The following is a 19,321-nucleotide window of genomic DNA, read 5'->3' on the forward strand; positions in this document are numbered from 1 at the left end:
ACTATCCCTTCACCTTGGCGAGCGAGCGGGTGGCAGCGGCGACCACGGCATCGGCGGTGATGCCGAACTCGCGGAACAGCGTCTTGAAGTCGGCCGAGGCACCGAAGTGCTCGATGGAGACGTTCTCACCGGCGTCGCCGGTGAAACGGTGCCACGGCATCGCGATGCCGGCCTCCACCGTGACGCGGGCCCGCACCGACGGCGGCAGCACCTCGTCGCGGTAGGACTGCTCCTGCGCGTCGAACCACTCCACACACGGCATGGACACCACGCGGGTGCCGATGCCCTGTGCCTCGAGCGTAGCGCGCGCGTCGACCGCGAGCTGCAGTTCCGAACCGGTGGCGATCAGGATTACCTGCGGTGTGCCGGTGGAGGATTCGGCCAGGATGTAGCCGCCCTTGCGGACGCCCTCGTAGCTGGTGCCCTCCTGGATCGGCAGGTCCTGACGGGTCAGCGCCAGCGCGGACGGGCCGTCCTGGTGCGGCGGCTCGGAGACCAGGAAGTGCGAATGCCGTTCGGCGCTATCGCGTTCCAGGATGGTGCGCCAGGCGTAGGTGGTCTCGTTGGCGTCACCCGGGCGGACCACGTTCAGGCCGGGGATGGCGCGCAGCGCGGCCAGGTGCTCGATCGGCTGGTGGGTGGGGCCGTCCTCGCCCAGGCCGATGGAGTCGTGGGTCCACACGTAGGTGACCGGGGTGCGCATGAGCGCGCCCAGGCGCACCGCGGGACGCATGTAGTCGGAGAACACCAGGAAGGTGCCACCGTACGGGCGGGTCGGTCCGTGCAGCGCGATGCCGTTCAGGATCGAGCCCATGGCGTGCTCACGCACACCGAAGTGCAGGGTCCGGCCGTACGGGTTGGCCTTCCACGCGCCCGTGGAGATCGACTCCGGGCCGAAGGACGCCGCACCCGGCATGGTGGTGTTGTTGGACTCGGCGAGGTCGGCCGAACCGCCCCACAGCTCCGGCAGCACCGGGGCCAGCGCCGCGAGCACCGCGCCGGACGCCTTACGGGTCGCCATGGCCTTGCCCGGCTCGTGCTCCGGCAGGGTCTCGGTCCAGCCCTCGGGCAGACGACGCTCCTGCAGGCGGTCGAACAGCGCCTTGTTCTCCGGGTTCGCGGTCGCCCACGCCTCGAACTGCTCCTGCCAGGCCGCGCGGGCGGCCTTGCCGCGGTCGGCGACGTTGCCGCGCGAGTGCGCGATCACGGCGGCGTCCACGTCGAAGCTCTTCTCCGGGTCGAAGCCCAGGATCTTCTTGGTGGCCGCGACCTCGTCGACGCCCAGCGCGGCGCCGTGCGAGGAACCGGTGTTCATCTTGTTCGGGGCCGGGAAGCCGATGATGGTGCGCAGCAGGATGATCGACGGCTTGTCGGTCACGGCCTGCGCGGCGGCGATGGCTTCCTCGATGGCGGTGACGTTCTCGCCGCCCTCGACGGTCTGCACGTGCCAGCCGTAGGCCTGGTAGCGCGCCGCCACGTCCTCGGTGAACGCGATGCGGGTGTCGTCCTCGATGGAGATCCTGTTGTCGTCGTAGAAGACGACCAGGTTGCCCAGCTGCTGGGTGCCCGCCAGCGAGGACGCCTCGGAGGTGACGCCCTCCTCCATGTCACCGTCGGAGGCGACGACATAGATGAAGTGATCGAACGCACTCTCGCCCTGCGCCGCCTCGGGATCGAACAGGCCGCGCTCACGCCGCGACGCCATTGCCATGCCCACCGCCGACGCCAGGCCCTGGCCCAGCGGGCCGGTGGTGATCTCGACGTGGTCGGTGTGGCGGTACTCCGGGTGGCCCGGGGTCAGCGAACCCCACTTGCGCAGGTGCTCGAGGTCGGTCAGCTCGAGACCCATGCCGGCCAGGTACAGCTGGATGTAGAGGGTGAGGCTGGAGTGGCCGCACGACAGGACGAAACGGTCGCGACCCACCCACGCCGGATCCGCCGGATCCAGGCGCATCACGCGCTGGAACAGGGTGTAGGCCAGCGGGGCGAGGCTCATCGCGGTGCCCGGGTGGCCGTTGCCGGCGTTCTGGACCGCATCGGCGGCGAGGACCCGGGCCGTGTCGACGGCTCTGGTGTCCAGATCGGTCCAGTCGGTGGGGTGGTTCGGCTGAGTGAGCGCGCGGATGTCGTCTGTGACTGACACGACCGAGGTTCTCCTGACCATTCGTCAACGATGCGGTTGTGGGCGGCGGCGGGAATCGCTGCGTTCGATCCGGGTGCGACGCGGCCGCACCGATCTACAACCACCCTAAAGGGCGGCGTTTCGTGGTCATAAGGGAACCCGCATTCACTTGCCGCCGTGTCGTCGGTTCGTGGCGTTTCGCGGACCTGTTCGTGACTGCCCGGTGTACGCGTCGCGAACCGGTCTCGGTGCGCGTCGGGGTGGACCTGGTCGGGAGCATGGTCGCCGTGGGTCTACCATGCTCTGTAGTAGTGGCCGCGCCGCACCGTGTCCGGATTTCGCACCGGACCGGGTCTGGATCGCGCACCACTGAATCCAGACCGATCGGATGATGCACGGCGTGCGAGGAGAAACTGTGGGGATTGGGCAACAGCCGGGTGGCGCTCACGGCTCCTCCGGGGCGGTGCTCGCCGACCGGGTGACGGGCAGCGGTCCCCTCTCGGCGGCGACCAGGCGGGTGCTCGCCTACATTGCGCTGACCAAGCCCCGGGTCATCGAATTGCTGCTCGTCGCAACGATTCCCACCATGCTGCTGGCCGACCGCGGCGATGTCGACATCCGCCTGATCCTGGTCACCCTGTTCGGCGGCTGGATGGGCGCGGCCAGCGCCAACACCCTCAACTGTGTCGCCGACGCCGACATCGACAAGGTGATGAAGCGGACCTCGAAGCGTCCGCTGGCCCGCGAGGCCGTCCCCACCCGCAACGCCTTCGTGTTCGGCGTCACCCTCGGCTTGGCGTCGTTTGCCTGGCTGTGGTGGCAGGCCAACCTGCTCTCCGGCGCGCTGGTCGTGGCGACCATCCTGTTCTACGTCTTCGTCTACACCCTCGGCCTCAAGCGCCGCACCTCGCAGAACGTGGTGTGGGGCGGCGCGGCGGGCTGCATGCCCGCCCTGGTCGGCTGGTCCGCGGTCAGCGGCAATATCGGCTGGCCCGCCATCGTGCTGTTCCTGGTCATCTTCTTCTGGACGCCGCCGCACACCTGGGCGCTGGCCATGCGGTACAAGGAGGACTACAAGGCCGCGGGCGTCCCGATGCTCCCGGTCGTGGCCACCGAGCAGACCGTCACCCGGCAGATCGTCCTCTACACCTGGGCGACCGTGCTGGCCACCTTCGCCCTGGTCCCCGCGGCGGGCGTGATCTACGCCGCGACCGCGCTGGTCGCGGGCGCCTGGTTCCTGCTGATGGCGCACCAGCTGTACTCCGGTGTCCGCAAGGGCGAATCGGTCAAGCCGCTGCGACTGTTCCTGCAGTCCAACAACTATCTGGCCGTCGTGTTCTGCGGTCTGGCAGTGGACTCGGTGCTGGGCTGGAACACCATCGGACACACCCTCTTCGGCTGGTCCTGATCCCCGCCGCCGGGCGGCGGTGAAGTTTCGGGGCCGCCGGGCGGCGGTGAAGTTTCGGGCGTGCGTGTCGATTCGGCTCGTCGCTGTTCGATGAGAAGGTGAAGGGCGGAACCTCCGCCCTCGCACCGAGAGGAACAGCCGCCTGATGACCGAACACATCCTGGCTCTGCCCGACGTCGACCTCGCCTACGATCTCCGGGGGCCCGCGCCGTCGGAGATCGCACACCGGCCGCTGCTGATGATCGGCCAGCCGATGACCGCGGAAGGTTTCACCGCGCTGGCGGCGTACTTCCCGGACCGGACCGTCATCACCTACGACCCGCGCGGGCTCGGCCGCAGCGTCCGCAAGGACGGCCGGACCGACAACTCCCCGACCGTGCAGGCCGAGGACGTCCACGCCCTCGTCGCCGCCCTGGACGTCGGCCCGGTGGACCTTTTTGCCAGCAGCGGCGGCGCGGTCACCGCCCTGGCCCTGGTCACCGCCCACCCCGCCGATATCGCCACCCTGGTGGCCCACGAACCCCCCATCCTGTCGGTCCTGCCCGACGCCGACGCCGCGGCGCGGGGCCAGGCCCAGGTCAGCGACGCCTACCAGGCCAAGGGCTCGTTCGCGGGGATGGCCGCTTTCATCGCGTACACCTCCTGGCAGGGCGAGTTCACTGACGCCTTCTTCGCCCAGCCTCCGGCCGACCCGGCCATGTTCGGCATGCCCGCCGAGGATGACGGCACCCGAGACGACCCGCTGCTGTCCGATCGCTCTTGGGCGATCACCGGCTACGTCCCCGACACCGCGGCCCTGAAGGCCGCGCCCACCCGCGTCGTCATCGCCGTCGGCGCGGAAACCGCGGGCACTCTCACCGCGCGGACCGCCGAGGCCACCGCGGCCCTGCTCGACTCCACCCCGGCGGTGTTCCCCAGCCACCACGGTGGTTTCACCGGCCCCGACTCGGGTTACCCCGGTCAGCCCGAGCTCTTTGCCCACCGCCTGCGCGAACTGCTCGACGAGAGCCGGGCGTAATCATCCGGACGGTTCCCCGGGTGCGTCTCGTGCCCGGGGGGTATTCGGTTGATGGACTTGTGGTCTCGGCGACACCCTGTGCGGTTGGTCCGGACGCGCGTGTCGATCCGGCGCAGCGCCGATCGATGAGAGGGTAGGGGCGGAACCGCCGCCCACTCACCCGAGAGGCCAGCGTCATGCCGAAACTCCGCGTCCACAACATCGCCGTCTCCCTCGACGGCTTCGCCGCAGGTCCCGACCAGGGCCCCGACGCCCCGCTGGGCCGCGGCGGCGAACGCCTCCACGACTGGGTCTTCCGCACCCGCTACGGCCGCGACATGATCGGCGATCCGGGCGGCGATCCCGGCCCCGACAACGACATCCTCGCCGCCGGTGACCACAACATCGGCGCCACCATCATGGGCCGCAACATGTTCGGCCCCGTCCGCGGCTACTGGCCTGACGATTCCTGGACCGGCTGGTGGGGCGACACCCCGCCTTACCACCACGACACCTTCGTCATGACCCATCACCCGCGCCCCGACCTCCCCATGAAGGGCGGCACTACCTTCCGCTTCGTCTCCGGCACCCTCGAGGATGTCCTCGCCCGAGCCTTCGAGGCGGCCCAGGGCCAGGACGTCCGGCTCGCCGGAGGCGCCTCCGCCATCCGCCAGTACCTCGCCGCGGGCCTGGTCGACGAGATGAACCTGGCGATCGTCCCGACGCTGCTCGGGTCCGGTGAGCGCCTGTTCGACAACCTCGGCACCCTGCCGGGCTACCGTGTCGTGGATATGGTCTCCACCGCCGCCGTCACTCACGTGTGGCTCGCCAGGAGCGCGTGACGCAGCCGGCCCCGGACAGCGGGTTTCGCCGAGATCGGACTCCTCGGTAGGTGATGTGCCGAGATGCGCTTCAAGCCTGGCGGTTTCGAAGGTCGTACCCTTTCGGCGCAGGAGGCCGCAAGGGTACGACCGGCTCGGGGGCGGCTACCGCGTGGGCCGAGACCAGCAGTCCGCCAAAGGAATACCAACGGCGGTCAGGGTACGGGTTGGCCGTCTGCTCCGATCAGGTGCCACGCGCCCATCAGGCCGTGGCCGCGGGCGTCGCCGGGGGCGGAGTCAGCGGCGAAGTAGTAGAGGGGCCGGCCCGCGTAGGCTGCTTGCGCGGTCCCGTCCGGCCGGGTGATGGTGGTGATCTTGTCCGCGGCGACACCGGGGCCGGCGATCACCGGTCCGGGCAGCACCGGCCATTTCGCGAGGCAGTCGCCGACGCATGCCGAGGTGCCGGGACTGTCCTTCGCGAACGCATACAGAGAATTTCCCGCGCTGTCTGCCAAAACATCTCGGCCGGCGGAGGAGCTCACTCGGAGAGCGGCGGGCGATGCGGCCGGCGGTGAGGTGTCGGCGGCCGAGCAGGCCGTGGCCGTGGCGAAACAGGTCAGGACGAGGGCGAGTGTCGCGTGCTGGATTCTCATCGAGGATCTCCTATCGACTATTTGGCCGCCGGGGCGGACTGTGCCGGGTCCTTGCAGTAGGGGAGATCGGGCGGGCAGGGCGCGAGGATGGTGGAGAAGTACTGGATGGCGGAGAACAGGGTGATGGGGCCGCCCGCCACCACGATCCCGCCCATCGATCCGACCGCGCCGAGCGTGGCCATGCCGAGCACGCACCCGGCGACGGTCGCGCCGACGAACGGCACCAGCAGTGCGATGACCGGGCTGGACAGGACGGCTCCGGCGGCCGCGCCGACCAGACAGCCCACGCCCGCGCCGACGACCGCGCCGAGCACGGCGCTGACCGCCGCGCCGATGGCGGCGCGCTGGGCGAACGCGCCGAGCGCTTGAGCGTCACGGGGAGTGAAGGATTCGGCGATCTGCGCGGCCGCCCGGTCGACGGCCACCACGTCGGCGGCGGTCACCGGTGCGACGCGCTGGGGATTGTCCTTCGACGGGGTCAGCGTCGCGGTGCCGCCGTCGATCCTGGCGGTGATCGGGTAGGCGGTGTCGTCGATCCGGTAGGTGAGCGGGATGGCGGCGACGAGCTGATTGTCGCCGTCGAGCAGGGCGAGCTGCTGGTCGAGCTGACGCAGGGTGCCGCCAGTGACGGTCAGCACGGCGGCGTCACCTGCCCTGCTCACCTCGTACTTCACTGCCGCGGAGGGCTTCTCTCCCACCGGCGCCGCGTGGGCGGTCACGGCGGTGCTGACCAGGGCCGAGGCGGCGAGCGCCGCGGTGACGGCCGTGTTCCTGATGTTCATGACTGTTGTCCTCATCCTCAGTGATGAATGTCGGGTCTCACCGAGAGGTGGTGAGCCGGTTGTGTGCTTGGGCGAGTTCGCGTTTGAGGATCTTGCCGCTGGCGGTCATCGGGAGCGTGGCGGTGAATTCGATGACGCGCGGATACTTGTAGGCGGCCAGCTCCGCACGACACCAGTCGATGAGCTCGACCTCGGTGACGGTGGCCCCGGGTTCCGGTACGACGCAGGCTTTGATCTCCTCGCCGTAGTGCTCGTCGGGGATGCCGATGACGGCGGCGAGCGAGACCCCGGGATGGGTGTGCAGGACTTCTTCGATCTCACGGGGATAGACGTTGAATCCGCCGCGCACGATCATGTCCTTGGCCCGGTCGACGATGTAGTAGCAGCCGTCGGCGTCGCGGCGGGCGAGATCGCCGGTGCGGAGCCAGCCGTCGCGCATGACCTCCGCGGTGGCATCGGGTCGGCGGTGGTAGCCCTTCATGACATTGTGGCCGCGCAGCGCGATCTCACCGATCTCCCCGGCCCCCGCGACGGTGTTCCACTGCGGGTCGATGAGCCGGACCTCGATGCCCCACACGGGAATTCCGATCGATCCCGGGCGAGGATCTCGGTCCGGGTCCGCGAACAACGCCAGTGGGGAGGTCTCGGACAGCCCATACCCCTCGAGCACAGGCACCCCGAATCGCTGTGCGAACCGTGTCAGAATCTCGACCGGAAGTGCGGCGCCGCCGGATACGGCCTTGCGCAGTGTCGCCGCGATGCGGTCGATGTCGACGGTGTCGTCCAGCGCCCGGAGCAGCGCCCAGTACATGGTCGGCACGCCGGCGAAGAAGGTGACCTGTTCCGCGGCGAGCACCCGCAGCGCGGCGGCCGCGTCGAACCGGGGCATGAGCACCAGGGTCGCGCCGACCGACAGTCCGGCGTTCATGTTGATCGTCTGGCCGAAGGAATGGAAGAGCGGCAGCGTGACCAGGTGCGTGTCATGGCGATCGGGGACGTTGTCGAAGAGCCGGTTGGCGGTCAGCGCGTTCATCACCATATTGGCGTGGGTGAGCTCGGCGCCCTTGGGGCGGCCGGTGGTTCCACTGGTATAGAGGATGACCGCGGTGTCCTCGGGACGGCGGGCGACGGTGTCGAACGTGCGAGGCTGGGCCGCGACGGCCCGGGCGAGGGTGTCGATGCCCGGATACGGTGCCGGGGCGTGCGGATCGGCGGTGATCAGGACCATGTCCCGGCAGCCCGGCGCCTGCTGGAATCCCTCCCGGCCGTGCTCGCCCATGGGCAGTCCGGGCGTGCCTTCGTGGCAGAGATACAGAACCGCTTCGGAATCATCGAGGTGGTAAGCGATTTCGCGGGGGCGTAGGAGGATGTTGAGCGGGACGACCACGGCGCCCGCTTTGACGATCCCGTAGTAGCAGATCACGAATTCCGGCAGATTCGGGCACGAGAGGGCGACGGTGTCGCCGGGCCGGACACCGCGGTCGGTGAGCAGGCGGGCGACCTGGTTGGCGCGTGCGTCGAGTTCGGAATAGGTCAGCCGCTCGCCGTCGAGCACGACGGCATTGGTGCCCGGGTAGCGGCGTGCGGAATCCTCGAGCAGGAGAGCGAGATTGAGCACAGAGAACCTCTCGGGGACGGTCAGGCCAGGGTGGTGAGCGGGGCGGCGGTGGCCACGCGGACATCGGATTCGGTGACGCCGGGGGCGCATTCGCGCAGCACCAGCCCGGTGGCGGTGACATCGATGACGGCGAGATCGGTAATGATCCGGTGCACCACCGCTTCGCCGGTGAGCGGGAGCGTGCAGCGCGGCACGATCTTCGACGCTCCGGTCTTGTCGGTGTGCTCCATGAGCACGATGACCCGGCGGGCGCCGTGTACCAGGTCCATCGCGCCGCCCATGCCTTTCACCAGGTGACCCGGCACCATCCAATTCGCCAGATCACCGGTGGCCGAGACCTGCATGCCGCCCAGGACGGCGGTGTCGATGTGGCCGCCGCGGATCATGCCGAAGCTGGTCGCGGAGTCGAAGAAGGACGCCCCAGCGACGACTGTCACGGTTTCCTTCCCGGCATTGATCAGGTCGGCGTCTACCGCGGTTTCGTGCGGGTAGGGCCCGGTGCCGAGGATGCCGTTCTCCGAGTGCAGGGTGACGCGCACGCCATCGGGCAGGTGACCGGGGATCAGAGTCGGCAGTCCGATACCCAGGTTGACGTATTCGCCGGGTTGCAGGTCGCGGGCCGCGCGGGCGGCCATGGCGGTACGGGACCAGCCGAGAACCGTGGTGGCAGTGGTCATGTCAGGGCTCCTGGGCGACGGTGCGCTTCTCGATGTGCTTGGTTTGCGGTCCGGTGTGCACGATGCGGTCGACGAATATGCCGGGCAGGTGTATCCGGTCCGGGTCGAGTTCGCCTGCGGGTACCAGGTTTTCGACCTGGGCGATGCAGACGCGACCGGCCGTGGCCGCCAGCGGGTTGAAGTTGCGGGCGGCCTTGTCGAACACGAGGTTGCCGTCGGTGTCGCCAACGAGCGCGTGGACCAGGGCGTAATCGGCGGTGAGGGCTTCCTCGAGCACGTATCGCCGATGGTCCCGCGGACCGCCGAAGGCCCTGACTTCCTTGGCGGGCGACGCCACGGCGACCGATCCGTCCGCGGCGTACCGCCACGGCAGGCCGCCGTCGGAGACCGGGGTGCCCACTCCGGCCGGGGTGAAGAACGCGGGGATTCCGGCCCCGCCGGCGCGCAGTTTCTCGGCCAACGACCCCTGCGGTGTCAGCTCGACCTCGAGTTCGCCGGACAGATATTGGCGAGCGAATTCGCTGTTCTCACCCACATAGGAGGCGATAATCCGGCGGATCCGTTTGTCGGCCAGCAGGATCCCCAGCCCGAATCGGTCCGTGCCGCAGTTGTTGGAAATGATCTCGAGGTCGGTGACCTCGGTCGCGGCCAGTGCCTCGATGAGTGCGTCGGGGATCCCGCACAGCCCGAACCCACCGACCGCCAGGCGTGAGCCGGACGTGATGTCGGAGACCGCTGCCCGGGCGGAGTCGACGATCTTGCTCACCGCGCGGCCCCCGCACCCGGCTTCACGACCGCGGTGGTGTCGATGAGGTCCCGCAGAAGTTCCTCCGCGCGTGGCCAATAGCCGTACCCGGAGGCGGGATTGAGGTGACCCACGTCGCCGAGGTCGACCAGGCGGCTTCCCCACGCCTCGGCCATGCCGGCCACCCGTCGGTAGGACGCGAGCGGGTCGGTGGTGGAGGCGGCCACGATACTGGGGAACGGCAGCCGTCGCCACGGCATCGGATTCCAGCCGGCGGCCTTCAGCTCGTCCGGTGCCGGATAGCCCTGCGGCAGTGGTGTTTCGAAATCCGGTGGCGTGGCCAGCAGTGCGCCCCGCACGGGACGGGTGGCCTGTTGTGCCCAGTGCACCGTGATCATCGCCCCCGCGCTGTGGGCGACCAGCACCACGGGGCCGTCGATATCGGCGAGCACGGTGTCGAGTGCGGCGACTCTGCCGGCACACGACAGGCTGTCGTGTTCGAGCGGCGGGACCGTGCGAACCTTGTCCAGACGTTCGGCGAGGTGGGTCTGCCAGTGGTCGGGCACATGATCGCGCAGACCGGGCACGATCACCACGGTGTGTTCGGCGGATTCAGTCATGGGGTGCGACAGTTCCTTTCGAGGTCAGAGGGTGGTGGGCGCTGGTTCGAGGGCGGCCAGCCGGGCCAGCCCCGCCGGATAGACGCGCTTGCCCAGCATCAGGGCGGCGAGGGCGGCCAGATAGGCGAGCGGTGCGATGCGCAGCGCGGTCGTCAGTCCGAGGTGATCGGCCAGGACACCGACGACGAACGGTCCCAGCGCCAGTCCCAGCAGGCTGTTGGCAAGCGTGAGGGTTCCCAGGGCCGAGGCCCGGACCGAGGGATGGGTGAGGTTGGCGACCATGGCCGCGGTGGGGCCCGAGGAGCCGCCGGAGAAGAAGGCGCCGATGCCGATCAGCACCAATTGCATTGGGCCGGTGCCGATCCCGAATCCGATGCCCAGGCACAGCAGCGAAATGGCGCAGAACACCATGGCGGCGCTCCACTTGCGTGCCAAGTCGCGGCGGCCGACGCGGTCGGTGATCATGCCGCAGATGATCATGCCGGTCCCGATGAGCAGGGAGAACACGGCGGCGACCGCACCTGCCCGGTCCGGGGCCAAACCGTAGGAGCGGTTGATGAAGCTCGGCATCCAGGCCAGCAGGACCGCGGCGGTGAAGATCTGCAGGGCGCTGCCCACATAAGCGCACAGCACCGCCGGATTGGTGAACAGCGTCGACACCGGGGCCCGGTAGCCGATGCCGGGCCGCACCGGGCTCGGTCCCTGTTCGGCGGCGTGCAGGGCCAGTTTCGTCTCCGAGACCACGGCGCGGAACAGCGCGGCCAGGATCAGGCCGGCGATCGCCATGGCCGCGAACGACCACCGCCAGCCCAGATGCACGGCGATAACGCCGCCCAGCCCGACGCCGAGCACCGATCCGAATGAACCGCCGGCCATAAACGCGCCGCTGAGCGCGGCATGCACCCGGGGCGCGAATACGCTGAGCACCACGGCGATACCGACGCTGCCGTACGCGGCCTCGCCGACCCCGACCAGGAAACGCGCGCCCAGCATCTGTCCGTAACCGGTGGCGAGCGCGCACAGCAGGGTCGCCGCGCTCCACAGCACGGCCATGAGCACCAGGCTGCGCACGCGTCCCCAGCGATCGGCCAGGATCGACAGCGGCAGGGTGAGGATGCCGACCATGAGCGCGACGATGCTGGTGAGCGACGCCAGCTGGGAATCCGACAGTGCCCATGCGGTTTTGAGGAAGGGGAAGACCGCGCTGAGGACCTGCCGGGACATGTAGTCGGCCAGTAGCAGCCCGAAGGCCAGCGCGAACACCAGCCAGGGATAGCGGCGACGGGCCGGAGACGCGGGGGTGTCCGCCGGAACCGGGACGACGGCGTGGCGGTACGTCCCGGCGGCGGTGGTGTGCAACTCCATTGGTGCTCCTACGAATCCGGTGCACCGAGACGGTGGTGCGGCGCACCGGAGCTGAGAGAAGAACAGGGGCTTCGCGCACTGCGGAGTGCGCCCCGGCTCGGGCGGCGGCGCGATCGTCCGCCCGAGCCCGAATCGGTCAGGCGTGGTGAGTGAATCCGACCTGGCCGGGCCTGCGATTGGGGGCGAATCCGATCTTCGCCAGGGTCTCGTCGGCGTCGCTGTAGCGCTCATCGAGCTTGTAGATCTGACGGGCTTCCTTGCCGGTGGCGACCTCGCGGCCGAGTTCGCCGGCGATGCGGACCAGCTGCTCGACCTGCTGCACCGAGGTCATCTTCTGGCCTCTGCGGCCCCAGAGCGTGTCCTCGTTGCCGCAGCGGGCGTGCAGGCCCATCGCGATGGCCATGGTGTTGACCGGCAGGCAGCTGCGCATGAGCGTCTCGAGGGTCAGCACGGCGCCGTCGGGCACGCGGCGGATGAACTCCGTCATGTTGTAGGGGTTGGGTCCGTCGAAGCCGCCGCCGATCGCGACCCAGGTCAGCATCAGCGGGCCGGTGTAGACGCCGCGGCGGATCAATCGCTCCACCGTCTCCAGCTGCGGGATGCTGGAGAGCTGGAAGTGCGGCTGAATACCCTTGGCCTGCAACCGCTTCAGGTGCTCCTCCACCCAGGCCGGACCGGCCGGGACCACCATCTCCCGGTAGGCGTCGTATACCTCGGGGCGCGTGAAGGAGGTACCGGCGATGTCGTCGTCGGTCATCAGTTCGACGATGTTCATCTGGCTGGTGTTGATTGCGATGGTGACCTGATCGGGTGCCGGATCCAGTTCGGCGAGCAGATGGCGGGCATCGTCGGACAGCCACTTCGCGTCCGCGCCTTCGCCTTCCGGCGCGAAGGAGATGGAGCCGCCGACCTGCAGGATCATCTCCGGGACCGCCTCGCGCAGCCGGCCGAGCAGTTCGTTGAATTTCGACAGCCGCTTGGAGCCCTTGCCGTCAAGTTCGCGGACGTGGATGTGCAGCACGGTGGCCCCGGCCTCGTAGCAGTCCACCGCGGCCTGCACGTGCTCGTCCATGGTCAGCGGCAGATCTTCGCGGAAGTCGTCGAGTTCCCATTCCGGGCCGTAGGGCGCAACGGTGATGACCAGTTTCTCCTGGTTCTCCGGGAACAGCGAATCATCGTGGAAATGCATGGAAATACTCCGATCGGAAATCGAACAAGGTTGGGAGAGAGAAGAATTCAGAAGGGAGCGTCGCCGATGATCCCGGCACGTTCCATCTTCCGGACCGCCGGCCAGTAGTCCTGGACCGCGTAATGCTGGGTGGAGCGGTTGTCCCAGATGGCGAAGCTGTTCTTCGTCCACCGCCAGCGCACCTGGTATTCGGGAATGGTGGCCTGCCGCATCAGATAGTGCAGCAGCTCCGCCGCGCCGGGCGCGTAGTCGGCGCCGAAGCGCACATGCTCGGCGGTATGGTAGTTCACCAGGTGGGTGGTGAAGGAGTTGACGAACAGGATCTGCTCACCGGTCTCCGGATGGGTGCGCACCACCGGGTGCTCGGCATCGGGGAACCGCCGCGCGAGTTCGTGACGCTGGTCCATCGGCATGCGTGCGCCGAAGCTGGCCTCGATGCTGTGGCGCGCTCGCAGGCCCCGAATGCGGTCGCGCACCTCCACAGGCAGCCGGCGATAGGCCTCGACCATGTTCACCCAGATGGTGTCCCCGCCCACCGGCGGCGTCTCCACACAGCGCAGAACGGCACCCATCGGCGGGTTCACCCGCCAGGTGGCGTCGCAGTGGTAGGCGTTCTCGTAGTGCTCGGGTGGGCTGTCGAGGTCCTTGTAGATGCGCACCAGTCCCGGATGGTCGGGATCGCTGCCCGCCACGGGGTGATCCTCGAGCGCGCCGAAACGCTGTGCGAGAGCGACATGATCGGCTCGGCTGATGTCCTGATCGCGCACGAACAGCACCTTGTATTCCAGCAGCAGGGCGCGCAGCTGGGCGAACAGCGCATCGTCGTGCGCCGCCCGCGCGAGGTCGACATCGAAGAGTTCGGCGCCGATCGAGCAGGTCAGCGGCTGGACGCCGATCGAACCGCGCGTCGACGAATCCGATAGTGGGGCGAGGGTTGTCATGGGTTCCTCCCAATGGTGGGCCCTGGGGCCGGGTGATCAGACAGTGAGGACCGAGGAGCCGACGCTGCGTCCGGCTTCCAGGTCGCGGTGCGCGCGCGCCGCGTCGGACAGCTCGTAGCGCTGATTGATCTCGATGCGGATGCGTCCGGCCGCGACATGGGCGAAGAGCTCACCGGCCAGTTCGGCCCGCTCGATGGGATCGGCGATGTAATCGGCTAGTGCGGGACGGGTGACGAACAGCGAGCCCTTGACCGCCAGACGCATGGGGTCGATCGGCGGCACCGGGCCGGAGGCGGTGCCGAAGCACACCAGCAGCCCGCGCCGTGCCAGGGAATCCAGTGACGCGTCGAAGGTGGCCTTGCCGATGCTGTCGTACACCACCGGCACGCCCGCGCCACCGGTGAGCTCCCGGACCCGGGCGGCGATGTCCTCGTGGGTGTGCAGCAGCACGTGATCGCAGCCGTTCGCGCGGGCGACCTCGGCCTTCTCCTCGCTCGACACCGTTCCGATCACCGTGAGCCCCAGCAACTTCGCCCACTGCGTGAAGATCGATCCGACTCCGCCCGCGGCCGCGTGCAACAGCACCGTGTCCCCGGCGCGCAGGGGATGGATGCGGCGCAGCAGGTAGGCCGTGGTCAGTCCGCGCATGGTCATCGATGCGGCCACATCGAAGCCGATCTCGTCCGGCAGCGCGATCAGGTGCTCGGCGGGCATCACCCGCTCGGTGCTGTAGGCGCCCAGGGGGCTGCCGGTGTAGGTGACCCGATCGCCGGGCGCGAATCCGTCGACGCCGGGGCCGACGGCCTCGATCACACCGGCGCCCTCGACACCCATGCCCGCCGGCAGGGCCGCCGGGTACAAACCGCTGCGAAAATAGGTGTCCGCGAAGTTCAGTCCCACCGCCTCGTGGCGGATGCGCACCTCGCCGGGCCCGGGCGTTCCCACCTCGACCTCTTCCCAGCGCAACACCTCCGGGCCGCCGGTCTCGTAGAAGCGAACAGCTTGTGCCACAACAAATCTCCTCTTCACGGTCGCTGTGATGGAACCCACAGTAGGGCGGACGAAGGCATGATGCTTATCCTGACGGGACAGAATTCTGATCACCTCGGGACATCATCGGGAGGTGCGTTGAGGCCGCTGGCCCGCTACGCAGCGCTGCACAGTTACGTCGAACTGGGTCGGTCGCTGGGCCTGGACTCGATCGCGTCGATGCGCGCGGCCGGCCTGGATCCGGCGAGCTTGAGCCTGCAGGACCGCTGGGTGCCCGCCGCCGCCATCGCCGATCTGCTCGAACGCTCTGCGTTCGCCAGCGGGCACGAGGATTTCGGTCTGCGCTTGGCCGAGCGCCGCCGTTTCGCCAATCTCGGTCCACTGAGCCTGGTGATCCGCGACGAACCCGATGTCCGCGGCGCGCTGCGGGTCCTTTCGCGCCACGAGAACATGTACAACGAGGCCCTGCACACCCGGCTGACCGAGCACAACGCCATCGCCACGATCCGCCTCGCCCTCGATCTGGGCGGGCCCGGCGGCACCCGGCAGGCCATCGAACTGGCCGTGGGCGTCCTACACGGACTGTTGCGCGGTTTCCTCGGAACCGATTGGCAGCCACTGGAAGTCCGTTTCAGCCACCCCGCGCCCCGCGATCGCCGCACGCACTACCGAGTGCTCGGCTCGAACATCGTGTTCGATGCCGATTTCAACGGGATCCTCACCTACGCGACCGATCTCGACTCGCCGAACGCCATGTCCGATCCGCAGCTACGGACGTACGCTCAGCAGCTGCTCGACTCGACCCCGGACACCCACACCACGACCACCCTCGACCGCGTCAGGGAACTCATCGAACTGCTGCTGCCCACCGGCCGCTGCTCTGTCGATCAGATCGCGCGCAGCCTCGGCGTCGACCGCCGCACGATCCATCGCCATCTCGCCGCAGAAGGACACACCTTCACCACCCTGCTCGACGACATCCGCGCCGAACTCGCCCGGCACCTGGTCGCCAACCGCCGCCACACGCTCACCGAGATCGCCGAACTGCTCGCCTTCTCCACCCCCGGCAACTTCACCCGCTGGTTCCGCAACCGCCACGGCCGCACCCCGACCCAATGGCGTGCCGCCGCGGGAATATCCACCGAGTGATCCGATGCGGTGCCACCTGGGCGCTGGTCATCGGCGCCGCGTCCGGCCTGAAATTCGTCCGGCGCCCTGATCTGGCACCGGCCGGGCTCAGGGGCAGGGACGCAGCGGGAAGCAGGCCGCGGGGATGGTCGTGTGCGGCAATGTCGGATCGGTCGAGTGTCCCGAGGTGGGCGCATCGACCACCGTCGAATGTGACGGCTGCGGTTGCTTGTTCGGCGATTTCGTCGGAGTGTCCCGGCCCACGCAGGCGACGGCGATCAGCAGGATGATCAACGCCAGCAGCAGCCCGCCGAGGATCGGCAGGTCGCGACGGCGCTTGCGGCCGTCCCCGCTCGGCTGCGGCTCGTTCCAGAGGGGGAACCGGTCGCGCTCCTGCTGAGCGGTCGGCACCGACCACTGCGGGGGACCGGACTGGGCGGGCTCGGGCCGGGTTCGGGGGCCCGCGCCGATGCCCGGCCGGGGCTGCGGCGGCGCCGGCGGCTGCCCGGCCGGTGGCGGTCCCGGCGGTGGTCCGGCCTGGGCCGCGCCCGGAACGGGCGTCGGGGGCGGCGGGGTGCGGCCGGGTCCCTGCGGGGGTTCGGAGGTGCCCGCCAGTGCGCGGTAGGCCCGCTCGGCGGCGGTGGCGGAGGTCGCGCCCGCGATGGCGGCGCCGACACCGGGACCGCGCCCAGCGGCCGATTCCTGCTGCGCCACAGGGCGATCGCCCGGCCGGGGCGTGCCCGAGGCGCCGCTACGCGATTCGGCGCTGCCGTGCCCGGTCGCGCCCGGCTCTCGCCTGGACAGCGGGGGTCTGCTCTCCTCGGGGGTCGAAGCGGCCGGCGGCACCGAGGGAACCATCACCTCGGTGGGCCGGTTCGCGAACGGCAGCGGTGCGTCGCGCGCGGAGTCCGGCACGGGGAAGCCCTCCGACACCAGGTCCGAATACGTTGCGGCGGCGGCGAACCCGAGCGCGCCCAGCGCCTGCCCGACCTGCGCGGCGTCCCACGACGCGGGCGCGCCCTCGGCGAGGGAGGTGAAATAGGCGCGCAGGGAAGACGGCCCATCACCGATGAGTACGTCTATACCCGTTGGCAGATCGCCCTTTTCCAGCTTGACCCGGCTGCCCAGCTGCGGAACCAGCAGCACCAGCCCGCTGACCGGCACCGCCTCCCGGCCGGGGGCCGAACGCAATTGCTCGGCCAGGTCCATGGTCTGGCGGTGCACCCCGTCGAGCGGATCGCCGTCGCCGTCGATCGGCGCGGGCTCCCCGTCCACGGTCCACGGCTCGTCCTGCGCGCACGACAGCGTCCCGGTGACCCGCTCGGTGAATCCGTGCACACCGACCACCACACAGGTCTGCGGCGTCCACACCACCACGTCGGCGTCCTGGCACTGCACCACGGCGATACCGGGCACGGCGTGTGGCCCGCTCCAGGATTTGAGCCAGTTCACCACGGTGCGCTCGGTGCTCGACAGCCGCGACGGGTCGTCGTTACGGACCTTCACCAACATCCAGACCACCTCTGACCGATGCGCCTCTACCTGCCGGCCGCCCGAACCCTCGCCGCGACCACCTTACGGGGTCGCGACTCCTTCGCGTGGCCGAAAATGTTCGGTCCGGGCGAATCGTCTTGCGCGGCAGCATGATCATTCTGCACGGTTCACGCGGCTCCCGGGTTCCCAGGGGTTGCACAGCTCGGGGCAGGGAACCCGGGACGCGTGAGCTACCGCGCGGTAACGGTGGCGACGGCGCCGAGATGGCCGTCGGGGCGGACGATCATCCAGGTGCCGTCGGCGGCGCCGTAGGCGCGGCGCGCGTGCCCCTCGGCATCGCTGAATTCGCCCTCGACCAGCGCGGTTTCGGTTCCGACCAGGCGCACGGTCCGCAGATCGGTCACCGGGGAGCGGGCCGGATCGCCGGTCGTGTCCTGCCCGAACACCAGCAGGGTGGCGTGCGGACCGCGGAACAAGTCGAACAATCGGACGGTCTTGCCGTTCGCGTCGATCAGTGGTGCGTCCGGTGCGCGGTCCCCTGGACGCACTGCGGGCGAATTGTCCTGAGCGTCCCGATAACTGATGTCGAGCTGATGGGTGCCCTCGCGATCCATGGCGTCCGGATCGCCCTTCACGGTCTTGTCGAGCAGCTCGGAACTCAGGCCCAGCACCCGTGCGGCCACCGCCCGCCGCTCGGTCTCGTAGCTGTCGAGCAGGGCGTCGGTCGCGGCCCCTGGATCACGCAGCGCGGCGGCGAGTTTCCAGCCCAGGTTGTAGGCGTCCTGAACGCCGGTATTGAGCCCCTGCCCGCCGGTCGGCGGATGCACGTGCGCCGCGTCCCCGGCCAGGAACACCCGCCCGGACCGATAGCGCTGCGCCAGACGGACATTCGGCCGCCACACCGTCGACCAGCTCAGGTCGCTGAGCACGATGTCGTCGCGGCGCGACCGGCGCGTCACATACTCCTGCAACACCTCCAGGCCGGTTCCGGAGTCGGCGTCGAGTCCGGTCGCGAACTGGAATTTCCGCCCGCCGGGCAAGGGCATCAACGCGATTCCGTCCATGGGGGAGTCGGAATCGGCGAACCAGTAGCCCACCGAATGATCGAGCGTGTCCGCGCACACATCCCCGAGCAGCAGGCGAATCGACTCGTCGGTGACGCCCTCGAACGCGATCCCGAGCGCCTTGCGCACGGTGCTGCGCCCGCCGTCCGCGCCCACCAGGTATCCGGCCCGCACCTGCTCGGTCACGCCGTCGTGCTCCATCGTCACCGTCACCCCGTCCGCGTCGGCGCTGAAATCGGCCAGCGCCGTGCCGGATTCGACTCGCACCCCGAACTCCGCCAGCCGCTCGCGCAGCACCCGCTCGGTGTCGGCCTGGGCGAGCACCCACGGATTCGGGTGTGGCACATCGGCGCTGGGCTCGCGCCAGGCGCTCATCCGTCGCTCCATCACGAACTCCCCGTCCAGGTGAACCAGCAGCGGGGCCTGCGGCGCGCCCTGGGCGAGCACCGCGTCGAGTACGCCGAGATCGTCGAAGACCTCGAGGGTGCGCGGCTGCAGTCCGTCCCCGCGCGATCCGGCGAAGAACTCCGCGGCGCGGTCCACGATGCGCACCGCGACTCCGCGCCGCGCCAGATCGATGGCGAGGGTGAGTCCGGTCGGCCCGGCTCCCGCAATGATGACCTGCGGATTCATGGCAACTCCAATACTGAATACAAATTCACTGAACGTGAATTCAGTATTCTGGGTGGTACCTTCCGCTGTCAAGG

At 69.3% G+C, this 19,321-nt stretch carries 17 protein-coding genes; 4 read left to right on the forward strand and 13 right to left on the reverse strand.

The window, feature by feature from the left end:
• Nucleotide 1: 1 nt before the first annotated feature.
• Nucleotides 2–2,143 (reverse strand): transketolase, encoded by a 2,142-nt coding sequence (tkt, locus tag ACFYTS_RS28370; protein WP_357287690.1) that lies wholly within the window; start codon nt 2,141–2,143, stop codon nt 2–4.
• A 370-nt stretch (nt 2,144–2,513) separates the two neighbouring features.
• Between tkt and ACFYTS_RS28375 the strand changes: the two genes are divergently transcribed.
• The 3 genes from ACFYTS_RS28375 to ACFYTS_RS28385 all read left to right on the forward strand — a co-directional run bounded on the left by ACFYTS_RS28375 (nt 2,514) and on the right by ACFYTS_RS28385 (nt 5,369).
• Nucleotides 2,514–3,530, forward strand: coding sequence for a heme o synthase (locus tag ACFYTS_RS28375; RefSeq protein WP_387308644.1), 1,017 nt, complete (start codon nt 2,514–2,516; stop codon nt 3,528–3,530).
• Between the two features lie 145 nt (nt 3,531–3,675).
• Complete coding sequence (locus ACFYTS_RS28380) at nt 3,676–4,548, forward strand: alpha/beta fold hydrolase (RefSeq protein ID WP_387308478.1); 873 nt, start codon at nt 3,676–3,678, stop codon at nt 4,546–4,548.
• A gap of 176 nt (nt 4,549–4,724) precedes the next feature.
• Nucleotides 4,725–5,369, forward strand: a complete 645-nt coding sequence (locus ACFYTS_RS28385; protein ID WP_387308480.1) for a dihydrofolate reductase family protein — start codon at nt 4,725–4,727, stop codon at nt 5,367–5,369.
• A 194-nt stretch (nt 5,370–5,563) separates the two neighbouring features.
• Here ACFYTS_RS28385 and ACFYTS_RS28390 read toward each other — a convergent pair whose 3' ends face one another.
• The 10 genes from ACFYTS_RS28390 to ACFYTS_RS28435 form a co-directional block, all read right to left on the reverse strand.
• Nucleotides 5,564–6,001: a hypothetical protein gene (locus tag ACFYTS_RS28390; protein WP_387308482.1), complete on the reverse strand. Its 438-nt coding sequence runs from the start codon at nt 5,999–6,001 to the stop codon at nt 5,564–5,566.
• A 17-nt stretch (nt 6,002–6,018) separates the two neighbouring features.
• The gene (locus ACFYTS_RS28395) at nt 6,019–6,783 is read right to left on the reverse strand and encodes a hypothetical protein (RefSeq protein WP_387308484.1); all 765 of its coding nucleotides are present in this window, start codon (nt 6,781–6,783) and stop codon (nt 6,019–6,021) included.
• Nucleotides 6,784–6,820: 37 nt separating this feature from the next.
• Nucleotides 6,821–8,401, reverse strand: coding sequence for a long-chain fatty acid--CoA ligase (locus ACFYTS_RS28400; protein WP_387308486.1), 1,581 nt, complete (start codon nt 8,399–8,401; stop codon nt 6,821–6,823).
• A gap of 20 nt (nt 8,402–8,421) precedes the next feature.
• Nucleotides 8,422–9,078, reverse strand: a complete 657-nt coding sequence (locus ACFYTS_RS28405; protein ID WP_387308488.1) for a 3-oxoacid CoA-transferase subunit B — start codon at nt 9,076–9,078, stop codon at nt 8,422–8,424.
• 1 nt (nt 9,079) lies between these two features.
• Entirely contained in the window at nt 9,080–9,844 is a 765-nt protein-coding gene (locus tag ACFYTS_RS28410; protein ID WP_357287668.1) for a CoA transferase subunit A, read from the reverse strand.
• On the reverse strand, nt 9,841–10,443 hold the full coding sequence (locus tag ACFYTS_RS28415; RefSeq protein ID WP_387308490.1) for an RBBP9/YdeN family alpha/beta hydrolase: 603 nt from the start codon (nt 10,441–10,443) through the stop codon (nt 9,841–9,843). The genes ACFYTS_RS28410 and ACFYTS_RS28415 overlap by 4 nt, the downstream gene beginning before the upstream one ends.
• 24 nt (nt 10,444–10,467) lie before the next feature.
• The gene (locus tag ACFYTS_RS28420) at nt 10,468–11,808 is read right to left on the reverse strand and encodes an MFS transporter (protein ID WP_387308492.1); all 1,341 of its coding nucleotides are present in this window, start codon (nt 11,806–11,808) and stop codon (nt 10,468–10,470) included.
• Nucleotides 11,809–11,944: 136 nt separating this feature from the next.
• Complete coding sequence (locus tag ACFYTS_RS28425; RefSeq protein ID WP_357287660.1) at nt 11,945–12,997, reverse strand: 3-keto-5-aminohexanoate cleavage protein; 1,053 nt, start codon at nt 12,995–12,997, stop codon at nt 11,945–11,947.
• A gap of 47 nt (nt 12,998–13,044) precedes the next feature.
• Nucleotides 13,045–13,938, reverse strand: coding sequence for a TauD/TfdA dioxygenase family protein (locus ACFYTS_RS28430; RefSeq protein ID WP_387308496.1), 894 nt, complete (start codon nt 13,936–13,938; stop codon nt 13,045–13,047).
• 36 nt (nt 13,939–13,974) lie between these two features.
• Nucleotides 13,975–14,949, reverse strand: coding sequence for a quinone oxidoreductase family protein (locus tag ACFYTS_RS28435; protein WP_387308498.1), 975 nt, complete (start codon nt 14,947–14,949; stop codon nt 13,975–13,977).
• Nucleotides 14,950–15,066: 117 nt separating this feature from the next.
• On the opposite strand from ACFYTS_RS28435, the gene ACFYTS_RS28440 reads away from it, so the two are divergent.
• The gene (locus ACFYTS_RS28440; RefSeq protein ID WP_357287653.1) at nt 15,067–16,077 is read left to right on the forward strand and encodes an AraC family transcriptional regulator; all 1,011 of its coding nucleotides are present in this window, start codon (nt 15,067–15,069) and stop codon (nt 16,075–16,077) included.
• An 87-nt stretch (nt 16,078–16,164) separates the two neighbouring features.
• Here the strand turns inward: ACFYTS_RS28440 and ACFYTS_RS28445 are convergent, their stop codons facing one another.
• Nucleotides 16,165–17,568, reverse strand: coding sequence for a hypothetical protein (locus ACFYTS_RS28445; RefSeq protein ID WP_357287650.1), 1,404 nt, complete (start codon nt 17,566–17,568; stop codon nt 16,165–16,167).
• Between the two features lie 212 nt (nt 17,569–17,780).
• Nucleotides 17,781–19,247 (reverse strand): FAD-dependent monooxygenase, encoded by a 1,467-nt coding sequence (locus ACFYTS_RS28450; protein WP_387308501.1) that lies wholly within the window; start codon nt 19,245–19,247, stop codon nt 17,781–17,783.
• Between the last annotated feature and the right edge of the window lie 74 nt (nt 19,248–19,321).

The organism is Nocardia sp. NPDC004151 (assembly GCF_042874235.1).
Lineage (GTDB): Bacteria > Actinomycetota > Actinomycetes > Mycobacteriales > Mycobacteriaceae > Nocardia.

Excerpts from the sequence above, each read along its gene's own strand:
- ACFYTS_RS28375 (WP_387308644.1), top strand. The coding sequence starts at position 2,514 with ATGCACGGCGTGCGAGGAGAAACTGTGGGGATTGGGCAACAGCCGGGT.
- ACFYTS_RS28380 (WP_387308478.1), top strand. The coding sequence starts at position 3,676 with ATGACCGAACACATCCTGGCTCTGCCCGACGTCGACCTCGCCTACGAT.
- ACFYTS_RS28385 (WP_387308480.1), top strand. The coding sequence starts at position 4,725 with ATGCCGAAACTCCGCGTCCACAACATCGCCGTCTCCCTCGACGGCTTC.
- ACFYTS_RS28390 (WP_387308482.1), bottom strand. The coding sequence starts at position 6,001 with ATGAGAATCCAGCACGCGACACTCGCCCTCGTCCTGACCTGTTTCGCC.
- ACFYTS_RS28395 (WP_387308484.1), bottom strand. The coding sequence starts at position 6,783 with ATGAACATCAGGAACACGGCCGTCACCGCGGCGCTCGCCGCCTCGGCC.
- ACFYTS_RS28405 (WP_387308488.1), bottom strand. The coding sequence starts at position 9,078 with ATGACCACTGCCACCACGGTTCTCGGCTGGTCCCGTACCGCCATGGCC.
- ACFYTS_RS28415 (WP_387308490.1), bottom strand. The coding sequence starts at position 10,443 with ATGACTGAATCCGCCGAACACACCGTGGTGATCGTGCCCGGTCTGCGC.
- ACFYTS_RS28420 (WP_387308492.1), bottom strand. The coding sequence starts at position 11,808 with ATGGAGTTGCACACCACCGCCGCCGGGACGTACCGCCACGCCGTCGTC.
- ACFYTS_RS28425 (WP_357287660.1), bottom strand. The coding sequence starts at position 12,997 with ATGCATTTCCACGATGATTCGCTGTTCCCGGAGAACCAGGAGAAACTG.
- ACFYTS_RS28430 (WP_387308496.1), bottom strand. The coding sequence starts at position 13,938 with ATGACAACCCTCGCCCCACTATCGGATTCGTCGACGCGCGGTTCGATC.
- ACFYTS_RS28445 (WP_357287650.1), bottom strand. The coding sequence starts at position 17,568 with ATGTTGGTGAAGGTCCGTAACGACGACCCGTCGCGGCTGTCGAGCACC.
- ACFYTS_RS28450 (WP_387308501.1), bottom strand. The coding sequence starts at position 19,247 with ATGAATCCGCAGGTCATCATTGCGGGAGCCGGGCCGACCGGACTCACC.